The organism is Christiangramia aestuarii, assembly GCF_009735585.1.
GTDB classification, from domain to species: domain Bacteria; phylum Bacteroidota; class Bacteroidia; order Flavobacteriales; family Flavobacteriaceae; genus Christiangramia; species Christiangramia aestuarii.
Genome location: NZ_VJVW01000006.1, coordinates 130,182 through 149,799 on the forward strand (window position 1 = coordinate 130,182; position 19,618 = coordinate 149,799).

A 19,618-nucleotide genomic window follows, 5' to 3' on the forward strand; every position below is an offset into this window, starting at 1 on the left:
TGTAGTTCGGTAACTTCCGAACCAATTAAATAATTTTGCAGTCCTAAATTTTATAAATGGACTGTTGTTCCCCAGAAAAACAAAAACTTATAGAAGAAGCCGGGTTGCATTTTGAGAAGACCCAGAACCTGGCTCCCCTGGCAGCACGCATCTACGCTACCATGATCCTTTCGCCTAACGACGGGCATACTTTTGAAGAGATCATGAGGATCACCGATGCCAGTAAAAGTTCGGTTTCCACCCAGCTTAATTTGCTCATGCAAACCAAGAAGGTGGATTATTTCACCAAACCCGGTGACCGTAAAAGATATTTCAAGGCCAGCAGGACCTATCTGAAAAATACGCTCAAGGAATATCTCGAGAACATTTCAGAAGAGATAAAATTGGTAGAAAAGATCATCAAGTTCAATTCTACCTACAATTCAGAAAAATTTGAAAGAGATGGCCATATTCCCAAAATGTTCCGGGAATACCTCCTCGCACAAAAAGAGAACCTGGAAACTACCATTCAACGAGTTTCAGAACATGAAAATCACTAAGAATCTAAAATTGCTATGAAAAAGAAAAAGTATTTTCTAATCCTAATTGCTTTGACCGGCCTCGCTGGAATGCTTTCCTGTGGTGAGGGAAAATCTAATGAAAAATCGGCTAATGCCGGCGCGGCTCCTACCTATCCGGTTCTGGAAGTTTCAAGAAGAACGGTGACCTCTTTCAGTTCTTACCCGGCAAGTATCGAAGGTTCGGTGAACAGCGCGGTAAGAGCCAAGGTATCTGGATATATAACCGATGTACTGGTGGAAGAAGGTGAAGAGGTGAAAAAAGGGCAGCTTTTGTTCAAACTGGAAACCGAATCGCTCAATCAGGATGCCCAGGCTGCCAAAGCCAATGTAAATGCCGCCCAGGTAGAAGTTGATAAGCTAAGGCCGCTGGTGGAAAAAGACATCATTAGCGAAGTGCAACTGGAAACGGCCAAGGCAAAACTGGAACAGGCTAAAAGCAACTACAACAGTATCGCGGCCAACATCGGCTATGCGAATATTAAAAGCCCGGTAGACGGGGTGGTAGGAAAGATCAATTATAGAAAAGGAGCGCTTGTGAGCCCGCAAGACCAGATGCCTTTGACCCAGGTCTCTTCTATTGAAGAGGTTTACGCGATCTTTTCCATGAACGAAAAGGACTTCCTCGATTTTATGAGCGATGCCAAAGGAAAAACCACTTCAGAAAAGATAAAGAATACTCCAAAAGTAAGCCTGATCATGGCCAATTCCAGGGAATATGAGAACCAGGGAACCATTGAAACAATATCCGGCAATATCGATGAACAGACCGGGACCGTTTCTTTCCGGGCAAAATTTGAAAACAACGGGCTGCTAAGGAATGGAAGCAGCGGAACCATCAAAGTTCCCAGGACCTATGAAAAAGCTATCGTAGTGCCCAGCCTTTCTACCTACGAGAGGCAGGGACAGACCTTTGTTTACAAGGTGCAGGCAGATACCCTTAATTCCAGCGCTATAGACATACTTACCGAGGTGAAGAACCTGTATGTGATAAGCGAAGATGATGGAGTTAAAGAGGGAGATATTATTCTCGCTAAAGGAACCGGAAAAGTAAGACCGGGAATGAAAATAAGCCCTGAAAGAACAAGCCTAGATAGTATCACCGGGTCTTTTGACCAGGTATTCAAATAAGGAATTATGCTAAAAACATTTATAGAACGTCCCGTATTATCTACCGTGATCTCGATCATTATCGTCATCCTGGGGGTTTTGGGTCTGTCACAATTGCCGGTAACCCAGTATCCCGATATCGCACCGCCAACGGTACAGGTGAGCGCCTCCTATCCCGGAGCGAACGCCGAGACCATCGTGGAGAGCGTGATCATCCCTATAGAAGAACAGATCAACGGGGTGGAAGGGATGAAATACATCACTTCCAGCGCCAGTAATAACGGTACCGCCAATATCCAGGTTTTCTTCGAACAGGGTTACGATCCAGATATCGCCGCGGTAAACGTGCAGAACAGGGTGGCCAGGGCCAATGCCGTGTTGCCATCAGAAGTGATCCGTTCGGGGGTTACGACCACCAAGGCACAGAATTCGGCTTTATTATATGCAGGGATCTATTCTACCAATCCAGATTTTGACGATACTTTTCTACAGAATTACCTCAACATCAATGTAAAACCAGAGTTACAAAGGATCAATGGTGTTGGTGATGTGACCGTTTTCGGAGGTAAGGATTACGCGATGAGGATCTGGCTGGATCCCACCAAAATGGCCAATTACGGGCTTGTACCTTCAGATGTTACCGCAGCGATAGGCGAGCAAAGCCTTGAAGCTGCTGCCGGTTCCCTGGGACAGAACGCAGGTGAATCTTTTGAATATGTACTGAAATACGGAGGGCGCTATAAAACGGTAGAAGAATATGCCGATGTGATCATCAAAGCTCAGACAAATGGGGAACTGCTACGATTAAAGGATGTAGGAACCGTGGAACTGGGAGCACAGTCCTATTCTTCCCTTTCCAGGTCTAAAGGCCACCCCGCGCTTAGTTTCGGGGTATTCCAAACTCCAGGTTCTAACGCACAGGAGATCATTGAAGAGATCTATGTGAAGCTCGAGGAAATGAAAAAGGATTTCCCGGAAGGCGTGGATTACATCATAAATTATGACACGAATAAATTTCTTACGGCTTCTATTTCTAAAGTGAAAACTACCCTGATAGAAGCCTTTCTACTGGTATTCCTGGTGGTATTTATTTTCCTTCAGGACCTGAAATCTACGCTTATTCCCGCTATTGCCGTGCCGGTTTCGATCATTGGTACCTTTTTCTTTCTGAATCTGCTGGGATATTCTATCAACCTGCTTACGCTTTTCGCCCTGGTCCTGGCCATCGGGATCGTGGTAGATGATGCGATCGTGGTAGTAGAAGCGGTACATGCGAAACTGGAAGGAGGAGAAAAGAATCCGCGCAAGGCCTCAGTTTCGGCCATGAGCGAGATCGCCGGTGCAATTGTATCCATTACCCTGGTGATGGCGGCAGTATTTATACCGATCACCTTTATCCAGGGACCTGCAGGAGTTTTCTATGAACAGTTTGGGGTTACACTTATTATCGCCATTCTAATCTCTGCGGTGAATGCCCTTACCCTGAGCCCGGCCCTATGTGCGATCTTTCTGAAACCTAAAAAGGAAGAGGATAAAAAGAAAAACCTGTTGCAGAAATTTTACGCTGCTTTTGATGCGGGCTTTGAAGCTACGCGAAATAAATATGTTAGTTCCCTAAGTTTTCTAACCAGGAAAAAGTGGCTAACCTTCCTGATCCTTGCGATTACGGCCGGGCTTATCTACTGGGCGAACAACTCTATACCCTCTGGATTCGTACCTACCGAAGATCGGGGAGTGATCTTCGTGAACGGCGACCTGCCCCCTGGTTCTTCACTGGATCGTTCTTTTGAAACGGCAGAGATGCTCTATGACCAGATGCAGGATGTGGAAGGTGTAAGAACCGCGACCATCATCGCTGGTAGAAACTTTTTCTCGGGTGCGGGAAGTTCCAATTTCATGGGTTTCATTATCCTGGAAGACTGGGAAAAACGTGAAACCGAGGAGACCAGCATAGATAATATTATGGCCAAACTGAACCAGAAATCTGGAAGTATCAGCGATGCCCGGATCATCTATTTCACGCCTCCTTCGGTTCCTGGATTTGGTAATGCCGATGGATTTGAGATGCAGCTTTTAGACAGGGAAGCAGGCAGCCTGGAAGACCTGGATGAAACCGCCAACACTTTTGTGAACAGCCTGATCCAGCAGCCGGAAGTGGCCTATGCCTCGAATCCTTTCAGCACAAATTATCCCCAACTAAGGATAGATATCAATACCGCGAAGGCGAAACAGGCTGGTGTAGGTGTGAACGATATCCTATCTGTACTGCAGGGATATGTAGGAGGGATCTATACCGCGAATTTCAGCCGCTTCGGAAAACAATATCGTGTTTTCGTACAATCCCTGCCCGATGACCGTATATCAAAGGAGAGCCTGAACAGTATGTACGTTAGGACCACCGATGGGCAGATGTCCCCGGTATCCCAGTTCGTAACCCTGAACAGGATCTACGGGCCGCAGAGTATTAGCAGGTTCAACCTGTTTAATGCTGTGGCCGTGAATGGTACCGCGGCACCGGGTTACAGTTCTGGTGGAGCGATCGATGCGATTAATAGGACTGCCGAAGATGTTCTGCCCAATGGCTATGATGTTGCCTTTTCGGGATTAACCCGGGAAGAGATCGCCTCTTCAGGACAGGCGGGGATCATCTTTGCCTTGAGTATCCTGTTTGTATACTTCCTTTTGGCAGCACAGTATGAAAGCTATTTACTGCCATTTTCGGTAATACTTTCACTGCCTATTGGTGTGGCCGGTGCCTACCTGGCTACCTGGCTTACCGACAACCAGAACAACATCTATTTCCAGATCGCGCTCATCATGTTGATAGGCCTGCTGGCCAAGAACGCGATCCTGATCGTGGAATTTGCCCGGCAGCGAAGGTATGACGGACTTTCAATTACCGAGGCGGCCATAGACGGAGCCAAAGTAAGGTTACGCCCAATTCTTATGACCTCCTTTGCCTTTATCCTGGGATTATTGCCGCTGGTACTCGCTAACGGCGTTGGAGCGCAAGGTAATCGCTCGATAGGTACCGGTGCTGCCGGAGGGTTACTGATTGGAACCATATTCGGAATATTCGTGATCCCGGTTCTGTTCATCGTCTTCCAGTGGTTGCAGGAAAGGATCGGTAAGAAACCTGAAACCGTGAAAAATGATTAATCAAGTCAGGAAAGCTAAGAAAATGAAGTCACTATCAAATCTGAAAATAATCATTGCGGGCTTTGCCCTTATCAGCCTTCAATCCTGTTTTGTTGCAAAAGAATATGAGCAGCCGGAGGTGGTTCAGGAAGAAAGGTTCCACACCGATAATATCGAACAGGACAGCCTGAATATCGCCAATGTTTCCTGGAGGGAAATGTTCACCGATCCTGTGCTTCAGGAATATATTGAAAAGGGACTACAGAATAATATAGATATCAGGATCGCCCTGCAACAGATAATTGCTGCCGAAGCCTATGTGAAACAGGGAAAAGCAGGCTATCTGCCTACACTGAATGGAGACGCGACCTTTACCCATCAGGAATTATCTGAAAACAGCCAGTTTGGTTCCTTCTTTAGTTCGGTGAACCAGTACCAGCTTAGCGCCGGTCTTTCCTGGGAAGCAGATATCTGGGGGAAGATAAGAAGCCAGAAAAGGGCTTTTGAGGCCAGTTACCTGCAAAGTATCGCGGCCCACCAGGCGGTCAAGACCAGGCTTATCGCTTCTATCGCCTCCACTTATTACCAGTTGCTTGCCCTTGACGAGCAGATAAGGATCACCCAGGAGACCGTGAAAACCCGGGAGAAAAGCCTGGATGCCACGCAGGCCCTGAAAGAAGCGGGTAACCTTACCGAGGTAGGTGTGAAACAGACCGAAGCCCAGTACTATACCGCAAAAGCGATTCTAATAGATCTTAAAAACGAAGAAAGGCTGCTGGAAAATACCTTATCTATTCTCCTGGGCGAAGCTCCCATGCAAATAGAAAGAACAAGCCTTGACGAACAGCAGATCACCACTGAACTGAACATAGGGGTGCCGGTACAGCTTTTAAGGAACCGACCAGATGTGATCGCGGCAGAATATGAATTGATGAATGCCTTTGAACTTACCAATGTGGCCCGAAGCAATTTCTATCCTTCCCTTACACTATCGGCAACCGGAGGACTACAGGCCTTGGAAGCAGAGGACCTTTTCAGTGTGAATTCGTTGTTTGCGACAGTGATCGGCGGACTTGCGCAGCCAATCTTGAATGGTCGTAGGATAAGAACCGAATTCGAGGTATCTCAAGCGCAGCAGGAACAGGCCAGGCTGGAATTCCGCAGAGCCATTCTAACGGCGAGTAAGGAAGTATCAGACGCGCTTTATTCCTACCAGGCTTCCACAGAAAAGATAGAGGTAAAACAGAAAGAATTTGAAGCCTATGACCTGGCAACGGGATATTCAGAAGAATTGCTGGTAAACGGGCTGGCAAATTACCTGGAAGTGCTTACGGCCAGGGAGAATGCGCTTAACTCAAGCCTGGACCTTACCAATGCGAGGTTTAACCAGTTAAAGGCGATCGTGGAGCTTTATGAAGCCCTTGGCGGTGGCTGGCAGTAAGATCTTATTTTGTTAGTTGTTGGTTGAGAATGACCTCTGGCTCCCGGGCCTGAGGTCATTTTTTTAACCCAATCTTAAAAGTTCGAACGAACTCAAATCCTTAACTTTAGGTTCAAATATTCCAGGTTATGAAAAGTAGTTTTAGCGAGATCATCAAAAGTGAAACCCCTGTATTAATTGATTTTTATGCAGACTGGTGCGGCCCATGCAAAAGTCTTGCACCCATTTTAAAGGATCTGAAGGCAGACCTGGGTGACCAGGTTAAGATCGTTAAAATAGACGTGGACAAGAATCAGGCACTGGCCAGCAAATATCAGGTGCGTGGAGTACCTACCATGATCCTTTTCAAGAATGGGGAACAAAAATGGAGACAATCTGGAGTTGTTCCCAAACACGAACTGGCTAATATTATTAAGTCGGCTTAAAGCTCGCTAAGCGGCGGCACTTTAAAAGCTTCAATATCCCAACCGGCAAGCTCTGCCCCGGCCCGGTAGGAGCTTTCCAGGAATTCTAGTAATTTTTGTTTGGGATTATCCATTTCCAAAAGATCGGCATAGGTCAATATGGCCATAGGTGTACCATTATTCATGATCCAGTTTGCCTCGCCGGGCTCCAGTGGTTGTTCATCAAGGCCTTCCGGCGAAGGAAAAGTATAACAGTAAAATGCCGGTTCCTGAACATTATTGTCACCTGCCCAGAACCCAAAACTTATACATTCATGGCTGTAAGCATCCTTGTCTGAGACCCTGGCTTCTTTGGGCATAGGCGGTGCCTTTTTTCCGGAAAACCTCGTAACGGCAAGATCCATAGAGTGCCAGTAAAGGTGCACCGGACAGGTCTTTCCGTAAAATCTTCCGCTGAATTCCTTAAATACGGCACTTACCCATAAAAAAGTCTTCCAATAGGCCATGGCATATTTTTTCGAATAATGCTGAAGCTCCTCTATTTCAGAAAAAGGTTTTTTGATCTCAAGGTCGAAAGGTTTCCCGTTGATCTTAACGTTGATATCGATCTCCTTAAGGGTGCTCACCAGGTAATTATAAAAATCGGCGACACTAAGATTTTTCTCCAGCCTGAAGGACCTTACTTCTCCGGTGCTTTTAATGATCTCCACCCTGTTCTCAATTATGTTCAGGGTAACCGAAAACGAACCAAAACCATCATCTATAGGTACCGGGCCAGTGGTAAAGCCCTTTTCATTTACATAAAGCGTGATATACCACCAATGATTTTTCCTGGGGGTAAAGCACATTCTAACTTTCCCCATGATCTGAAAGAACAGGTGCAGGGTGAGCTTCTTTTTCTCATTGCCCACGTACTTTAATTCTGGTAAAACATTGGCTGGTATCATATCATTTTAATTTTCCTCCTTTGGCCACCCACCATGGATGGACTTCTACCTTTAGTCTTCCCGCCTGCACCATAGGGTCTAGCCTGGCCAGGCTATCTGCTTCCTGCTGGGTGGCGGTATTAAAGACAACGATTCCCCTAAGCTCACCATCATCCCCCATTGGGCCGGTCAGGCTGGTATAGCCCTCCTCATACATCCTGGACAAATGGGCCAGGTGCTTTTTCTGTAATTCTGCAGCTTCGGTCGAATCCTGGCTACGGGTAGCGCCAGACTTTAAAAATACCATATAATATTGCTGCATTAAATAGGTGGTATCCCCATCTTTATAACTAAAAGTCTGGTATCCTTTGTTTTTAAGTTTCTCTTCCAGGGAGGCCATATCTGGCGTTTTTACAGAATCTGCCTTGTGTTCTTTTCTTTCTGCCATTTCTGTATTTTCCTTTTCGGAAGTTTCGCCACAACTAATTAAAAGCCCAAGGGCGAACAGGTATATGATCTTTTTCATTTTTTCCAGGTTTTATAAGGTTGTGCTATTAAATTTGAATTGTAATAAGCCAGGTTGCCGGTAACTTCTTCTCCCAGCCAATCTGGTTTTAAAAAGTCTTCCTCTTCTTCCTGAAGTTCTACTTCGGCCAGGGTTAGCCCGGCATTATCATCCAGGAATTCATCTACCTCATAAACATGTTCACCCATTTCTATATGATACCTGTATTTCTCTATTTTCCCGGGTTCACAGATCTTCAGAAGCTTTTCAGCCTCATCCACGGGAATTTCCTTTTCCCATTCAAAACGGGTTAGACCATTTTCAGAGCTTTTACCCTTGATGGTTAAAAAGGCCTTGTCATCGCTTATTCTTACCCTGGTGGTCCTTTCGGGATGCGTATTTAGATATGCCTGAATAAATAATGTCTTTTTCCTGGCCTGTTGCTTATAATCTTCAGACCTCACTAAAAATTTTCTTTCAATTTCTGTCATTCGCTGTTTTAATATTTTTCTGCGATATCTTTTATTTCGTCAGAAGGGATCCTTCCGCTCGTATATTCGTTGTTAGCAAGGTAGATCATGGCTTTTGCAATGGCTTCGGGATGAATGCTGCGATACTTTTTCAAATTGCCCACCAGGAGGTTATCGCCCAGGCTCATTATCTTTTTCCAAAGGTATTCCATAGGCCTGTTCTCTTCGCGTTCACCACCTATCAGGGACGGTTGAAGAATATAGGTATTAGCGATCTTTTGCTCCATTACCGCGCCTTCCATTTCACCTTTAACCCGGTTATAAAAGATCTTGCTGTTCTCGTTCGCCCCCATGGCCGAGATGACCTGGAAAGTCCTTATTTCGTTATTCCTGGCGATCTTAGCGGCGGTTGCCGGGATACCAAAATCTATCATCCTGTAGGTATCTTTATCTGGCGTCTTTTGCCTGGTAGTTCCAATACAGCAATAGACCTCATCTGCGGTGAAAAGATTACTTACGCTTTCCAGGGCAAAGAGATCGATAAGATATTCCTCTATCTTCTCGTGCTTTTGCTTTACATGGCTGCGTGAAAAGATCTTTATCTTGCGGTAACGATCATCCTGCAGGAGCTTATCCAGCAGCAGGCTCCCGGTGAGCCCGGTCGCACCAAGTATTATTGCAGTTTTTTGTGGCATTGGTTTTTTTGGGTAGGTTGTTACTCAAAGATAAGTTTTCTTGAAATATTTTTCACGATCCCAACCCATTAAGAAGCCTCTACCTTTCTAAAGCGTGAATAGATGTTCCATTAAGGTGTAATGAAGTATCATTTCTCTCTTAGTAGGACATTTCAGAATTGAAGTTTCCTTAAATTTGAAAAGTGGAAAAGCTTCGCAAAATTATCCATATAGACATGGATGCCTTCTATGCGTCTGTGGAACAACTGGACAATCCTGAACTTCGCGGAAAACCGGTTGCGGTTGGAGGTAGTTCGCAAAGAGGCGTGGTAAGCGCGGCCAGCTACGAAGCCAGGAAATTCGGGGTGAAAAGTGCCATGAGCAGCGTGATAGCCAAAAGGAACTGTCCCGATCTAATCTTTGTAAAACCCCGCTTTGAGCGATATAAGGAAATCTCCCAGCAAATTAGGGAGATCTTTTTTGAGTATACAGACCTGGTGGAACCTTTATCCCTGGACGAGGCATATTTAGACGTGACCGAGAACAAGATAGGCCTGCCCAGCGCCACTCTCATCGCCAAAAAAATAAGGGACAGGATCAAGGAAAGAACAGGCCTTAATGCCTCGGCAGGCATTTCCATCAATAAGTTCATCGCCAAGGTGGCCAGTGATGTAAATAAACCCAACGGACAAAAGACCGTCCCGCCAGAAGAGGTTCTTCAGTTCCTGGAAGAGCTGGACATCCGCAAGTTTTATGGAGTGGGAAAGGTGACCGCAGAGAAAATGTACCGGCTGGGTATTTTCACCGGCAAGGACCTTAAGGAAAAGACCGAGGAGTATCTCTCTGAACATTTCGGGAAAAGCGGTTCGCATTTCTATAATGTAGTAAGGGGCATCCATCATTCTGAAGTAAAACCGCACCGCATCAGGAAATCCCTGGGCGCAGAGCGTACCTTCCGGGAGAACATCTCCTCTGAGATCTTTATGCTGGAACGCCTGGAAAATATAGCCGAAGAGATAGAGCGCAGGCTGGAAAAGAGTAAGGTTGCCGGGAAAACGGTGACGCTGAAGATCAAGTACAGCGACTTTACGCAACAAACCAGAAGCAAAACCATCAACTATTATATTTCAAGCAAAGACCTTATCCTTGAAATTTCCAAAGGTCTTCTATATCAGGAGAAAATGAAGGATTCGGTAAGATTGCTCGGCATAAGCTTATCCAACCTTAATACAGAGAAGGATGATTCCGAGGAAAAAAAGGAGATCTCGGTACAGCTGAAGTTCAAATTCTGAACTTCAAGATAACTTCCAAAAAAAAGCCACGAATAAAAGGTATCCGTGGCTTATCACTAATGGTATTTTAATTCTATTCTATTTCAGAAACTCTAAGCGTGTTGACCATTCCTTTAGCCGTTATAGGCATTGCCGCAAGGTTAATCGTGAAATCACCGGTCTCTACGAACTTATATTTCTTAGCCATCTCGCTGATGTCTTCTATGGTCTCATCTGTACTTACGAATTTGTCGTAATAAAAAGCTTTAACACCCCATAAAAGGCTTAGCTGATTAAGTATCCTCCTGTTAGAAGTGAAAACCAGGATATGGGCCTCGGGTCTCCAGGCTGAAATCTGGAAAGCAGTGTATCCACTATTGGTAAGGGTACAAATGGCCTTAGCCTTGATCTCGTTGGCCATATGTGCCGCATGGTAACAAACCGCCTTGGTGATATATCTTTTTGTTCTAACATGTGGTGGTTCGTGTGGAACCTTGATCAATGGCGAGTTCTCCACACTATGAAGGATCTGGGACATCTTCTGGATCACCTGAACCGGATATTGACCCACAGAGGTCTCACCACTAAGCATCACCGCATCCGCACCATCCATTACCGAGTTGGCAACGTCATTTACCTCTGCCCTGGTTGGGGTTAGGCTGGTGATCATGGTCTCCATCATCTGAGTGGCAATGATCACTGGAATTCTGGCTTTTTTGGCAGTTAGCACAAGCTTCTTCTGGATAAGTGGTACTTCCTGTGCCGGGATCTCTACTCCCAGGTCTCCACGAGCCACCATAAGTCCGTCACAGTAAGCAACGATCTTATCAATATTCTCTACCCCTTCAGGCTTTTCTATTTTGGCCACGATAGGGATCTTGTATTCGCTGTGTTCCTTGATAAGGTTCTGAAGTTCGATAAGGTCTTCAGCATGTCTCACGAAAGAAAGAGCCATCCAGTCAACACCTATCTCGCAGGCGAAGATCGCATCCTTCACATCCTTTTCAGTAAGAGCTGGCAGGGAAATATTTGTATTGGGAAGATTCACCCCTTTTTTAGACTTAAGTGGTCCTCCCTGGATAACTTTTGTTCTAACCTCGTTCTTTTTGTTGGTACTCACCACTTCAAAGATCAGTTTACCATCATCGAGAAGTATCCTTTCACCAGATTTCACATCCCGAGGGAATGAATCGTAGTTCATATATACCCTTTCGGCGGTACCTTTAAACTCCTTACCGGTGGCGAAAACGATCTCATCGCCTTCATTTACCACAACCTCTTCCTTCATTACACCTACCCTAAGTTTAGGTCCCTGAAGGTCTCCAAGAATTGCCGCATTAAAGCCGTCTTCCTCGTTAAGTTCCCTGATCATCTGGATCCTCTCCCTTACATCGTCATAATTGGCATGTGAGAAATTGATACGAAACACGTTTACACCTTCCTGCAACATTTTTCTTAAGACATCCTTACTACTGGTTGCAGGGCCCAGCGTAGCGACTATTTTTGTTTTCTTGTTGGTAGGCATTATTCGAAAATTAGATTTTGTTTGGATTTTAAATTGTTCACGTCTACAGCATATGCTCCCTGTACCCCTGGAATCTGGCTTATCTTATTAAGCATCCTGGTAAATTCCTTCGCGGGAATCTCCTCGCTTATCTTCAGGAAATAGTCCACTTTGCTATATTCCGGAATTAGATATACTTCCTGGGGGCTTACTTCCTCCTCTTCAAACAGCGATCCTGAACTAAGAATTCGTTTGGGCTCGCCTTTGAATTTATTGGAAACCAGGTCCAGACTATAATAAGAATTCGGGGCTTTGTGCGAATACAAGGCATAGAAAGCGTCATATTCAGCATGGTTAAAGTCAATATCCTTCCGTTCTCTTTCGAGTTTGAACTTAAGATATTTGTTTATAAAATACGCCAGTTTATATCCCTCAAGGGAGGAATAGATGGCGATCAAATAAAAACTTTCATCTTCAACTTCCAGAAGCATTTTATGCGATTGCATAAACTCAAACTTTAAGGCTAAAGATACTATATGATTAACAAAATGAAGATTTTAAGGCCTTAAAATTCACAATTTTTTACGAAAACGTTTTAGTTTAGGCGAAATCCTTAAAATTATTCTATTTTATTTTGAAGGGCATAATAGGCCCTTTTGGAAGCTTTCTCTTCGGCTTTCTTTTTTGAAGTTGCTCTTGCCTTGGCCACGACCCTGCGGTTTATTCGAAGTTTTACAGCGAAATGTTTCAGCTCGTCATTGCCGGTATCTTCGTAAACCTCGTAATCGAACTCCTTCTTTTCCTTCTGGCACCATTCTATCACCAGGCTTTTGTAACTAATCACCTTCCCTTCCAGTTGCTCGATATCTACATAAGGGTCAATTACCCGCTCGTGGATAAATCGTTTGCAGTATTTATAGCCCCTGTCAAGATAAATCGCCCCAACCAGGGCTTCAAAAAGGTTTCCGTGAATATTTACCCCGAACTGTTCTATAGGAATATTGGTCTGCACATGTTTTATCAGGCCCAGATCCTTGCCCAGTTCGTTTAGGTGCTTCCGGCTTACCACTTTAGACCTCATCTTGGTAAGGTAACCTTCGTTACCGCCAGGTACGGCTTTAAAGAGATGTGAAGCGACCACCGCGCTTAGCATAGCATCGCCAAGAAATTCCATTCTCTCGAAGTTAATGGCATTACCTTCCTCATCTTTCCTGTTCAGCGATCTGTGGGTAAAGGCTTTTTTGTAATGGGTAAGAGCTTTAGGCTTAAAGCCTAAAATTTCGGTAAGTATATTAAAAAAATTCCCGCCTTTAGAAGAGCGGGAATTTAATATGTTACGAATAACGCTCATCGTTTATTCGTCTAATTTTTTAAACACCACGCAAGCATTGTGTCCTCCAAATCCAAAGGTATTGCTCATAACGATTTTCACATCTCTTTCCTGTGCCTTGTTAAGGGTAAGGTTAAGACTTGAATCGATATTCTCATCAACATTCTCGTGATTTATCGTTGGTGGCACAATCCCGTGCTTCATAGAAAGGATAGCAGCAATCGCTTCTACCGCTCCGGCAGCACCAAGTAGATGCCCGGTCATCGATTTCGTCGAGTTGATATTGAGGTTCTTCGCATGCTCACCGAAAACCTTAGTTATTGCCTTAAGTTCAGCAACATCACCAAGAGGTGTGGAGGTCCCGTGAGTATTGATAGCATCAACATCTTCTGGTTTTAGGCCGGCATTTTTAAGACAGTTCTTCATCACAGCAACAACTCCGTCTCCTTCCGGATGCGGTGCCGTCATGTGATAAGCGTCTGAAGATAATCCTCCACCCAATACTTCTGCATAAATCTTAGCTCCTCTGGCCTTAGCGTGCTCATATTCTTCTAAAATGAGCGCGCCTCCACCTTCACCAAGAACGAATCCGTCTCTGGTAGCATCGAAAGGTCTCGATGCGGTTTCGGGACTGTCATTTCTAGTAGAAAGGGCATGCATTGCGTTAAATCCGCCCATTCCTGCTATAGTCACAGCCGCTTCAGATCCCCCGGAAACTATTACATCACTATGCCCCAGCCTGATATTGTTCAGAGCATCGATCATGGCGTTGGCCGATGATGCACAGGCAGAAACCGTGGTATAATTAGCCCCCATAAATCCGTGTTTGATAGAGATATTACCCGGGGCAATATCTGCGATCATCTTCGGAATAAAGAATGGGTTGAATCTTGGAGAGCCGTCTCCTTCTGCAAAATTGATCACTTCGTTCTGGAAGGTTTCCAAACCACCGATGCCGGCACCCCAAATAACGCCTACGCGATATTTGTCTACCGTATCGAGGTCTATCCCAGAATCCTCGATAGCTTCATCTGCAGATACCATTGCATATTGAGCAAACCTATCAAGTTTTCTAGCTTCCTTACGATCAAAATGATCTAGTGGATTAAAGTTTTTGAGTTCGCAAGCGAATTTAGTCTTGAACTTTTCGGTATCAAAATAAGTGATAGGCGCGCTACCACTTTTACCGTTCTTAAGTCCCTCCCAATATTCCTCTATATTGTTACCAATTGGGGTTAAGGCACCAAGGCCTGTAACTACTACTCGCTTTAACTCCATATGGTGTCTTGATTTTATTTTTTAGCGTCTTCGATATATGAAATTGCCTGACCAACAGTAGCAATGTTCTCTGCCTGATCGTCTGGGATCTGAATGTCGAATTCCTTCTCAAATTCCATGATCAATTCTACTGTGTCTAGTGAATCAGCACCCAAGTCGTTGGTGAAGCTGGCTTCGTTAACAACTTCATTCTCGTCAACTCCTAATTTGTCAACGATAATAGCTTTTACTCTTGATGCAATGTCTGACATAATTTTTTATTTTAATTTTGATTAGGTGGCAAAAATAAAAAACTTTATTTTAAAACCGATTTTTACTCCAAAAATGTGAGGTCAATTTACATAAAATTCACTGAAAGCGATTAATTTTACATCCTAATAAATGTTAACAAGCTTATTTTGAGTGACAAAGCAAGTACGCAGCCAAAAAAAATTGTAATATTCGCCTCAGGATCTGGCACCAACGCCGAAAACATCATTAAATACTTCCAGGATCATGACCAGACCAGAGTGCTGGCCGTATTCTCCAATAAAAAATATTCAGGCGCACTTGAACGCGCTCATAAACTTAACATCAAGGCCCTTCATTTTGACCGGGAGGCTTTTTACAATTCTAACGATGTGCTTAATCTGCTGAAGGACATGGACCCGGACCTTATCGTTCTTGCAGGGTTTCTTTGGTTGTTCCCTTCTAACATCATACAGCAGTTTCCAGACAGGATCATCAATATCCACCCTGCCTTACTTCCTAAATATGGAGGCAAGGGAATGTATGGAGCCAGGGTGCATGAAAGCGTAATCGCTAAAAAGGAAAAACAGAGTGGCATCACCATTCATTATGTGAATGAAAAGTACGATGAAGGTCAGACCATTTTCCAGGCGACCACAAGTATAGATGAAACCGATACTCCCGAAAGCCTGGCTTTTAAGATCCACGAACTGGAATATGAACATTTTCCGCAGGTCATTCAGCAACTCCTAGAAAAAGATAATTAGTGCAAAGCCCTAAAGTTCATATTTACACCGACGGAGCCGCAAGAGGAAACCCCGGACCGGGAGGTTATGGGATAGTCATGGAATGGGTTGGCAAGCCCTACCGCAAGGAGTTCTCTTATGGCTACAAGCTTACTACCAATAACCGGATGGAATTGCTGGCCGTGATCGTTGCCCTGAAAAAACTCAAGAACCCCGGCACGCCAGTAAAGGTCTTTACAGATTCTAAATACGTGGCAGATGCCGTAAACAAAGGCTGGGTTTTCGGCTGGGAAAAGAAGAAATTCGCCAACCGGAAGAATGCCGATCTCTGGCAGGAATTCCTAAAGGAATATCGCAAACACCAGGTTCAGTTCCAGTGGATCAAGGGACATAATGACCATCCGCAGAACGAACGCTGCGATGCTCTGGCCGTAGATGCTTCAAAAAGAAAAAACCTTCCTGAAGACGTAGGATACAAAGCTTAACATTTAGAAGCCGGATTGAGGTTTACACCTTGAAAAACAAACTGTATATTTGCAGCGTTATTTTAAAACCCGTTATGAGCAAATTACTAATTGTTGGAACCGTCGCGTTCGATGCTATTGAAACCCCATTTGGAAAAACCGATAAGATCCTGGGTGGAGCCGCCACCTATATAGGCCTCTCTGCCGCAAATTTTGATGTAGAAAGTGCCGTGGTTTCTGTTGTTGGTGAAGATTTTCCTGAGGAATACCTCGAACTGCTGAAAAAGAACAACATTAATATTGAAGGTGTAGAGATCGTAAAAGGAGGAAAAACTTTCTTCTGGAGCGGTAGATACCACAACGACCTTAATACCAGGGATACCCTGGACACCCAATTGAACGTGCTTGCCGATTTTAACCCGGTAGTACCCGAGTCTCATAAGGATGCTGAATTCGTAATGCTGGGGAACCTTCATCCATTAGTACAATTAAGCGTGCTTGAACAGGTAAATGATCCAAAATTGGTGGTATTGGATACCATGAATTTCTGGATGGACAACACCCTGGATGACCTGATGAAGGTGATAGAAAAAGTAGATGTGATCACCATAAACGATGAAGAGGCAAGACAACTCTCAGGAGAGTACTCCTTAGTAAAGGCTGCCAGAAAGATCGAAAAAATGGGTCCTAAATATGTAGTGATCAAAAAAGGAGAGCATGGTGCCCTGCTTTTCCATAAAGAACAGATCTTCTTCGCTCCCGCACTTCCGCTGGAAGAAGTTTTCGATCCAACAGGTGCCGGGGACACTTTCGCTGGTGGTTTTATTGGTTACCTGGCAAGGACAGGCGATATCTCTTTCGAGAATATGAAAAGCGCCATCATTTACGGCTCCAACCTGGCTTCTTTCTGCGTAGAGAAGTTCGGAACCGAAAGAATGCAGGCGCTAACAGGTGAGCAGATGAACGAGAGGCTGTATGAGTTCAAGAAACTAACACAATTCGAAACACAAATAGACTAAAAAACACGCCCTGTAATTTCAGGGCTTTTTTTATGACCAACACAACAAAATTCCTAAAGGAACCCAAGATATGAGCGATGCTTTAAAACACGAGTGCGGGATTGCACACATAAGGCTTTTAAAACCCCTCGATTATTACAAAGAAAAATACGGCACTGCATTTTATGGCGTAAATAAAATGTATCTCATGATGGAGAAGCAGCATAACCGTGGACAGGACGGTGCCGGTTTTGCAAGCATCAAGCTTAATACCATCCCCGGGGAAAGATATATTAGCCGGGTAAGATCTAACCAGGCTCAGCCAATCCAGGATATTTTTGAGCAGATCAACCAAAGGATCAACGAAGAGATTAAGGCAAATCCGGAATACGCCGATGATACAGATCTTCAAAAAAGACATATTCCATACCTTGGAGAGGTTTTCCTTGGTCACGTAAGATACGGGACATTTGGAAAGAACAGCATAGAAAGCGTACACCCATTCCTGAGACAGAACAACTGGATGCACCGTAACCTTATCGTTGCGGGTAACTTTAATATGACCAATGTAAACAAGCTTTTCAATAATCTTGTGGAATTAGGACAGCATCCAAAAGAAAGGGCCGATACGGTGACCGTCATGGAAAAGATAGGACACTTCCTTGATTCTGAAGTGAGGAAACTTTACAAGAAGTTAAAAAAAGACGGATACTCAAAAGTAGAAGCCTCGCCAGTTATTGCCGAAAAACTTAATGTGGCGAAGATCCTGAAGAAATCATCCAAGAACTGGGATGGTGGATATGCTATGGCTGGTTTAATTGGTCATGGTGACTCTTTTGTATTACGTGACCCGGCAGGAATTAGGCCGGCATATTACTATAAGGACGATGAAGTTGTGGTGGTGGCTTCAGAAAGACCGGTGATACAAACAGTTTTCAATGTAGATTTTGAAGATGTTCATGAACTGCCTCCGGGAAATGCGATTATTACCAAAAAGAACGGAAATGTTTCCATCAAAGAAATCATTGAGCCACTGGAAAGAAAGGCCTGTTCTTTTGAACGCATCTATTTCTCCCGTGGAAGTGATGCTGAGATCTACGAGGAACGTAAAATGCTGGGAAGGCTTTTAATGCCGGAAGTATTGAAGTCTATAAAACATGATACCTTAAAGACGGTTTTCTCTTTTATCCCGAACACGGCTGAAACTTCCTTTTACGGGATGGTGGAAGCTGCCCAGGATGAACTTAACAAGCAGAAGAACGAGGCTATCCTCGAGGAAAAGGAAACTTTAACCGATGCCAGGCTTCAGGAAATATTATCCCATCGATTAAGAACAGAAAAGATCGCTATCAAGGATGTAAAGTTAAGAACCTTTATCACCGAAGATAGTAGCCGGGACGACCTTGTAGCCCATGTCTACGACGTCACTTACGGGGTGGTGAAGCCAGACGATAACCTGGTGATCATAGATGATAGTATCGTGAGGGGTACAACCCTGAAAAAAAGTATCATCAAAATGATGGACAGGCTTAAACCCAAAAAGATCATTGTTGTATCCTCGGCACCTCAAATCAGGTATCCAGACTGCTATGGTATAGATATGGCCCGCCTGGAGGACTTGGTTGCATTTAGGGCTGCATTGGAACTTTTAAGGGATAACGGCAAATACGAGATCGTTGAAGAGGTATACAGGAAATGTAAGGATCAGGTAGACCTCGAAGATCGCGAAGTACAGAACTTTGTGAAGGAGATATATGATCCTTTCACAGACGAACAGATCTCTGCCAAGATATCTGAACTGTTATGTGACGATGATGTAAATGCTGAAGTTCAGGTGATCTACCAAAGCGTTGAGAACCTGCATAAGGCATGTCCGAAAAATCTGGGAGACTGGTATTTCACTGGTGATTATCCAACCGCTGGAGGGAATAGGGTTGTAAACAGGGCCTTTATGAACTTTTTCGAAGGAAAGAAAGATCGCGCTTATTGATTTATGCGCTTTAGCTAAAATATATGCACTTCATCTAATATTCTTTGTGCCTACTAGTATTCTACATACATTAGTATTGCCATAACATAAGTAGGTTAAGTTCATGGTAGATTTGGGGCAAAAAAAGGTGGAAACTTATTCCGCCTTTTTTTATTTTTCTTCCTAAAGTTCCTAAGATCAAAAAGACAAAATTATACTCAAAATATTGATTTTCAGCATTTTAGCTATTTTATACGCAGTTCATCTAATAAATTTAATTACAAGAATCTTTCTCCTTATCTTTAAACTACCATAGCATAAGTAGGTTAAGTTCATGGTAGATTTGGGGCAAAAAAAGGTGGAATTTCATTCCGCCTTTTTTTATGCACATAGGTCAGGGATCCTGGAATCAACAAAAATCCTAAATATTTAATTTTTAGCACTTTAACTATTTTTCAGGTACTTCGTCTAAAAACAATTTTACCTAAAAAAATTCGGTCTATATTTACTATACTACTATACCATAGCATAAGTAGGTTAAGTTCATGGTAGATTTGGGGCAAAAAAAGGTGGAAGTCATTCCGCCTTTTTTTATGCACATAGGT

Annotated in this window: 19 protein-coding genes; 10 read left to right on the plus strand and 9 right to left on the minus strand. The window is 44.0% G+C overall.

The annotated features are described in order from the left end of the window. Window positions 1-56: 56 nt before the first annotated feature. The 5 genes from FLP08_RS14515 to trxA all read left to right on the plus strand — a co-directional run bounded on the left by FLP08_RS14515 (window position 57) and on the right by trxA (window position 6,671). The gene (locus FLP08_RS14515) at window positions 57-539 is read left to right on the plus strand and encodes a GbsR/MarR family transcriptional regulator (protein WP_156277769.1); all 483 of its coding nucleotides are present in this window, start codon (window positions 57-59) and stop codon (window positions 537-539) included. Between the two features lie 15 nt (window positions 540-554). Further along, window positions 555-1,688, plus strand: a complete 1,134-nt coding sequence (locus FLP08_RS14520; RefSeq protein WP_156277770.1) for an efflux RND transporter periplasmic adaptor subunit — start codon at window positions 555-557, stop codon at window positions 1,686-1,688. Window positions 1,689-1,694: 6 nt separating this feature from the next. Beyond that, window positions 1,695-4,826: an efflux RND transporter permease subunit gene (locus FLP08_RS14525; protein WP_156277771.1), complete on the plus strand. Its 3,132-nt coding sequence runs from the start codon at window positions 1,695-1,697 to the stop codon at window positions 4,824-4,826. Window positions 4,827-4,848: 22 nt separating this feature from the next. Then, window positions 4,849-6,246 carry an efflux transporter outer membrane subunit gene (locus tag FLP08_RS14530; protein ID WP_156277772.1) on the plus strand — a complete coding sequence of 466 codons (1,398 nt, stop codon included), beginning with the start codon at window positions 4,849-4,851 and terminating at the stop codon, window positions 6,244-6,246. A 128-nt stretch (window positions 6,247-6,374) separates the two neighbouring features. Further along, window positions 6,375-6,671, plus strand: a complete 297-nt coding sequence (gene trxA, locus FLP08_RS14535) for a thioredoxin (protein ID WP_156277773.1) — start codon at window positions 6,375-6,377, stop codon at window positions 6,669-6,671. Here the strand turns inward: trxA and FLP08_RS14540 are convergent. Genes FLP08_RS14540 through FLP08_RS14555 form a run of 4 tightly spaced genes read right to left on the minus strand, consistent with a single transcriptional unit; the run spans window position 6,668 to window position 9,246 of the window. Next, window positions 6,668-7,597 carry a DUF5996 family protein gene (locus FLP08_RS14540; RefSeq protein ID WP_156277775.1) on the minus strand — a complete coding sequence of 310 codons (930 nt, stop codon included), beginning with the start codon at window positions 7,595-7,597 and terminating at the stop codon, window positions 6,668-6,670. The genes trxA and FLP08_RS14540 overlap by 4 nt on opposite strands. Window position 7,598: 1 nt before the next feature. Continuing rightward, complete coding sequence (locus FLP08_RS14545) at window positions 7,599-8,102, minus strand: YciI family protein (protein ID WP_156277777.1); 504 nt, start codon at window positions 8,100-8,102, stop codon at window positions 7,599-7,601. Further along, on the minus strand, window positions 8,099-8,572 hold the full coding sequence (locus tag FLP08_RS14550; RefSeq protein WP_156277779.1) for a CYTH domain-containing protein: 474 nt from the start codon (window positions 8,570-8,572) through the stop codon (window positions 8,099-8,101). Before FLP08_RS14550 ends, FLP08_RS14545 begins: the two co-directional genes overlap by 4 nt. A gap of 8 nt (window positions 8,573-8,580) precedes the next feature. Then, window positions 8,581-9,246: an NAD(P)H-binding protein gene (locus FLP08_RS14555; RefSeq protein ID WP_156277781.1), complete on the minus strand. Its 666-nt coding sequence runs from the start codon at window positions 9,244-9,246 to the stop codon at window positions 8,581-8,583. Between the two features lie 182 nt (window positions 9,247-9,428). Between FLP08_RS14555 and dinB the strand changes: the two genes are divergently transcribed. Next, entirely contained in the window at window positions 9,429-10,517 is a 1,089-nt protein-coding gene (gene dinB, locus FLP08_RS14560; RefSeq protein ID WP_162431085.1) for a DNA polymerase IV, read from the plus strand. A gap of 73 nt (window positions 10,518-10,590) precedes the next feature. On the opposite strand, the gene pyk is transcribed toward dinB, so the two are convergent. From pyk to FLP08_RS14585, 5 genes are all read right to left on the minus strand, one after another. Beyond that, the gene (gene pyk, locus FLP08_RS14565; RefSeq protein ID WP_156277783.1) at window positions 10,591-12,021 is read right to left on the minus strand and encodes a pyruvate kinase; all 1,431 of its coding nucleotides are present in this window, start codon (window positions 12,019-12,021) and stop codon (window positions 10,591-10,593) included. Beyond that, window positions 12,021-12,506: an IPExxxVDY family protein gene (locus FLP08_RS14570; RefSeq protein WP_156277785.1), complete on the minus strand. Its 486-nt coding sequence runs from the start codon at window positions 12,504-12,506 to the stop codon at window positions 12,021-12,023. Before FLP08_RS14570 ends, pyk begins: the two co-directional genes overlap by 1 nt. 113 nt (window positions 12,507-12,619) lie before the next feature. Continuing rightward, window positions 12,620-13,351 carry a ribonuclease III gene (gene rnc / locus FLP08_RS14575; RefSeq protein ID WP_156277787.1) on the minus strand — a complete coding sequence of 244 codons (732 nt, stop codon included), beginning with the start codon at window positions 13,349-13,351 and terminating at the stop codon, window positions 12,620-12,622. Between the two features lie 3 nt (window positions 13,352-13,354). Then, window positions 13,355-14,608, minus strand: a complete 1,254-nt coding sequence (gene fabF, locus FLP08_RS14580) for a beta-ketoacyl-ACP synthase II (protein WP_156277789.1) — start codon at window positions 14,606-14,608, stop codon at window positions 13,355-13,357. A gap of 14 nt (window positions 14,609-14,622) precedes the next feature. Then, entirely contained in the window at window positions 14,623-14,859 is a 237-nt protein-coding gene (locus FLP08_RS14585; protein WP_013069791.1) for an acyl carrier protein, read from the minus strand. A gap of 147 nt (window positions 14,860-15,006) precedes the next feature. Here FLP08_RS14585 and purN point away from each other — a divergent pair, with 147 nt between their 5' ends. The 4 genes from purN to FLP08_RS14605 all read left to right on the plus strand — a co-directional run bounded on the left by purN (window position 15,007) and on the right by FLP08_RS14605 (window position 19,034). Beyond that, complete coding sequence (gene purN, locus FLP08_RS14590) at window positions 15,007-15,603, plus strand: phosphoribosylglycinamide formyltransferase (protein WP_156277791.1); 597 nt, start codon at window positions 15,007-15,009, stop codon at window positions 15,601-15,603. Further along, entirely contained in the window at window positions 15,603-16,067 is a 465-nt protein-coding gene (gene rnhA, locus FLP08_RS14595) for a ribonuclease HI (protein WP_162431087.1), read from the plus strand. The genes purN and rnhA overlap by 1 nt, the downstream gene beginning before the upstream one ends. A gap of 74 nt (window positions 16,068-16,141) precedes the next feature. Beyond that, entirely contained in the window at window positions 16,142-17,065 is a 924-nt protein-coding gene (locus tag FLP08_RS14600) for a PfkB family carbohydrate kinase (RefSeq protein ID WP_156277793.1), read from the plus strand. A gap of 70 nt (window positions 17,066-17,135) precedes the next feature. Next, the gene (locus FLP08_RS14605; RefSeq protein ID WP_156277795.1) at window positions 17,136-19,034 is read left to right on the plus strand and encodes an amidophosphoribosyltransferase; all 1,899 of its coding nucleotides are present in this window, start codon (window positions 17,136-17,138) and stop codon (window positions 19,032-19,034) included. The last annotated feature ends 584 nt before the right edge of the window (window positions 19,035-19,618 follow it).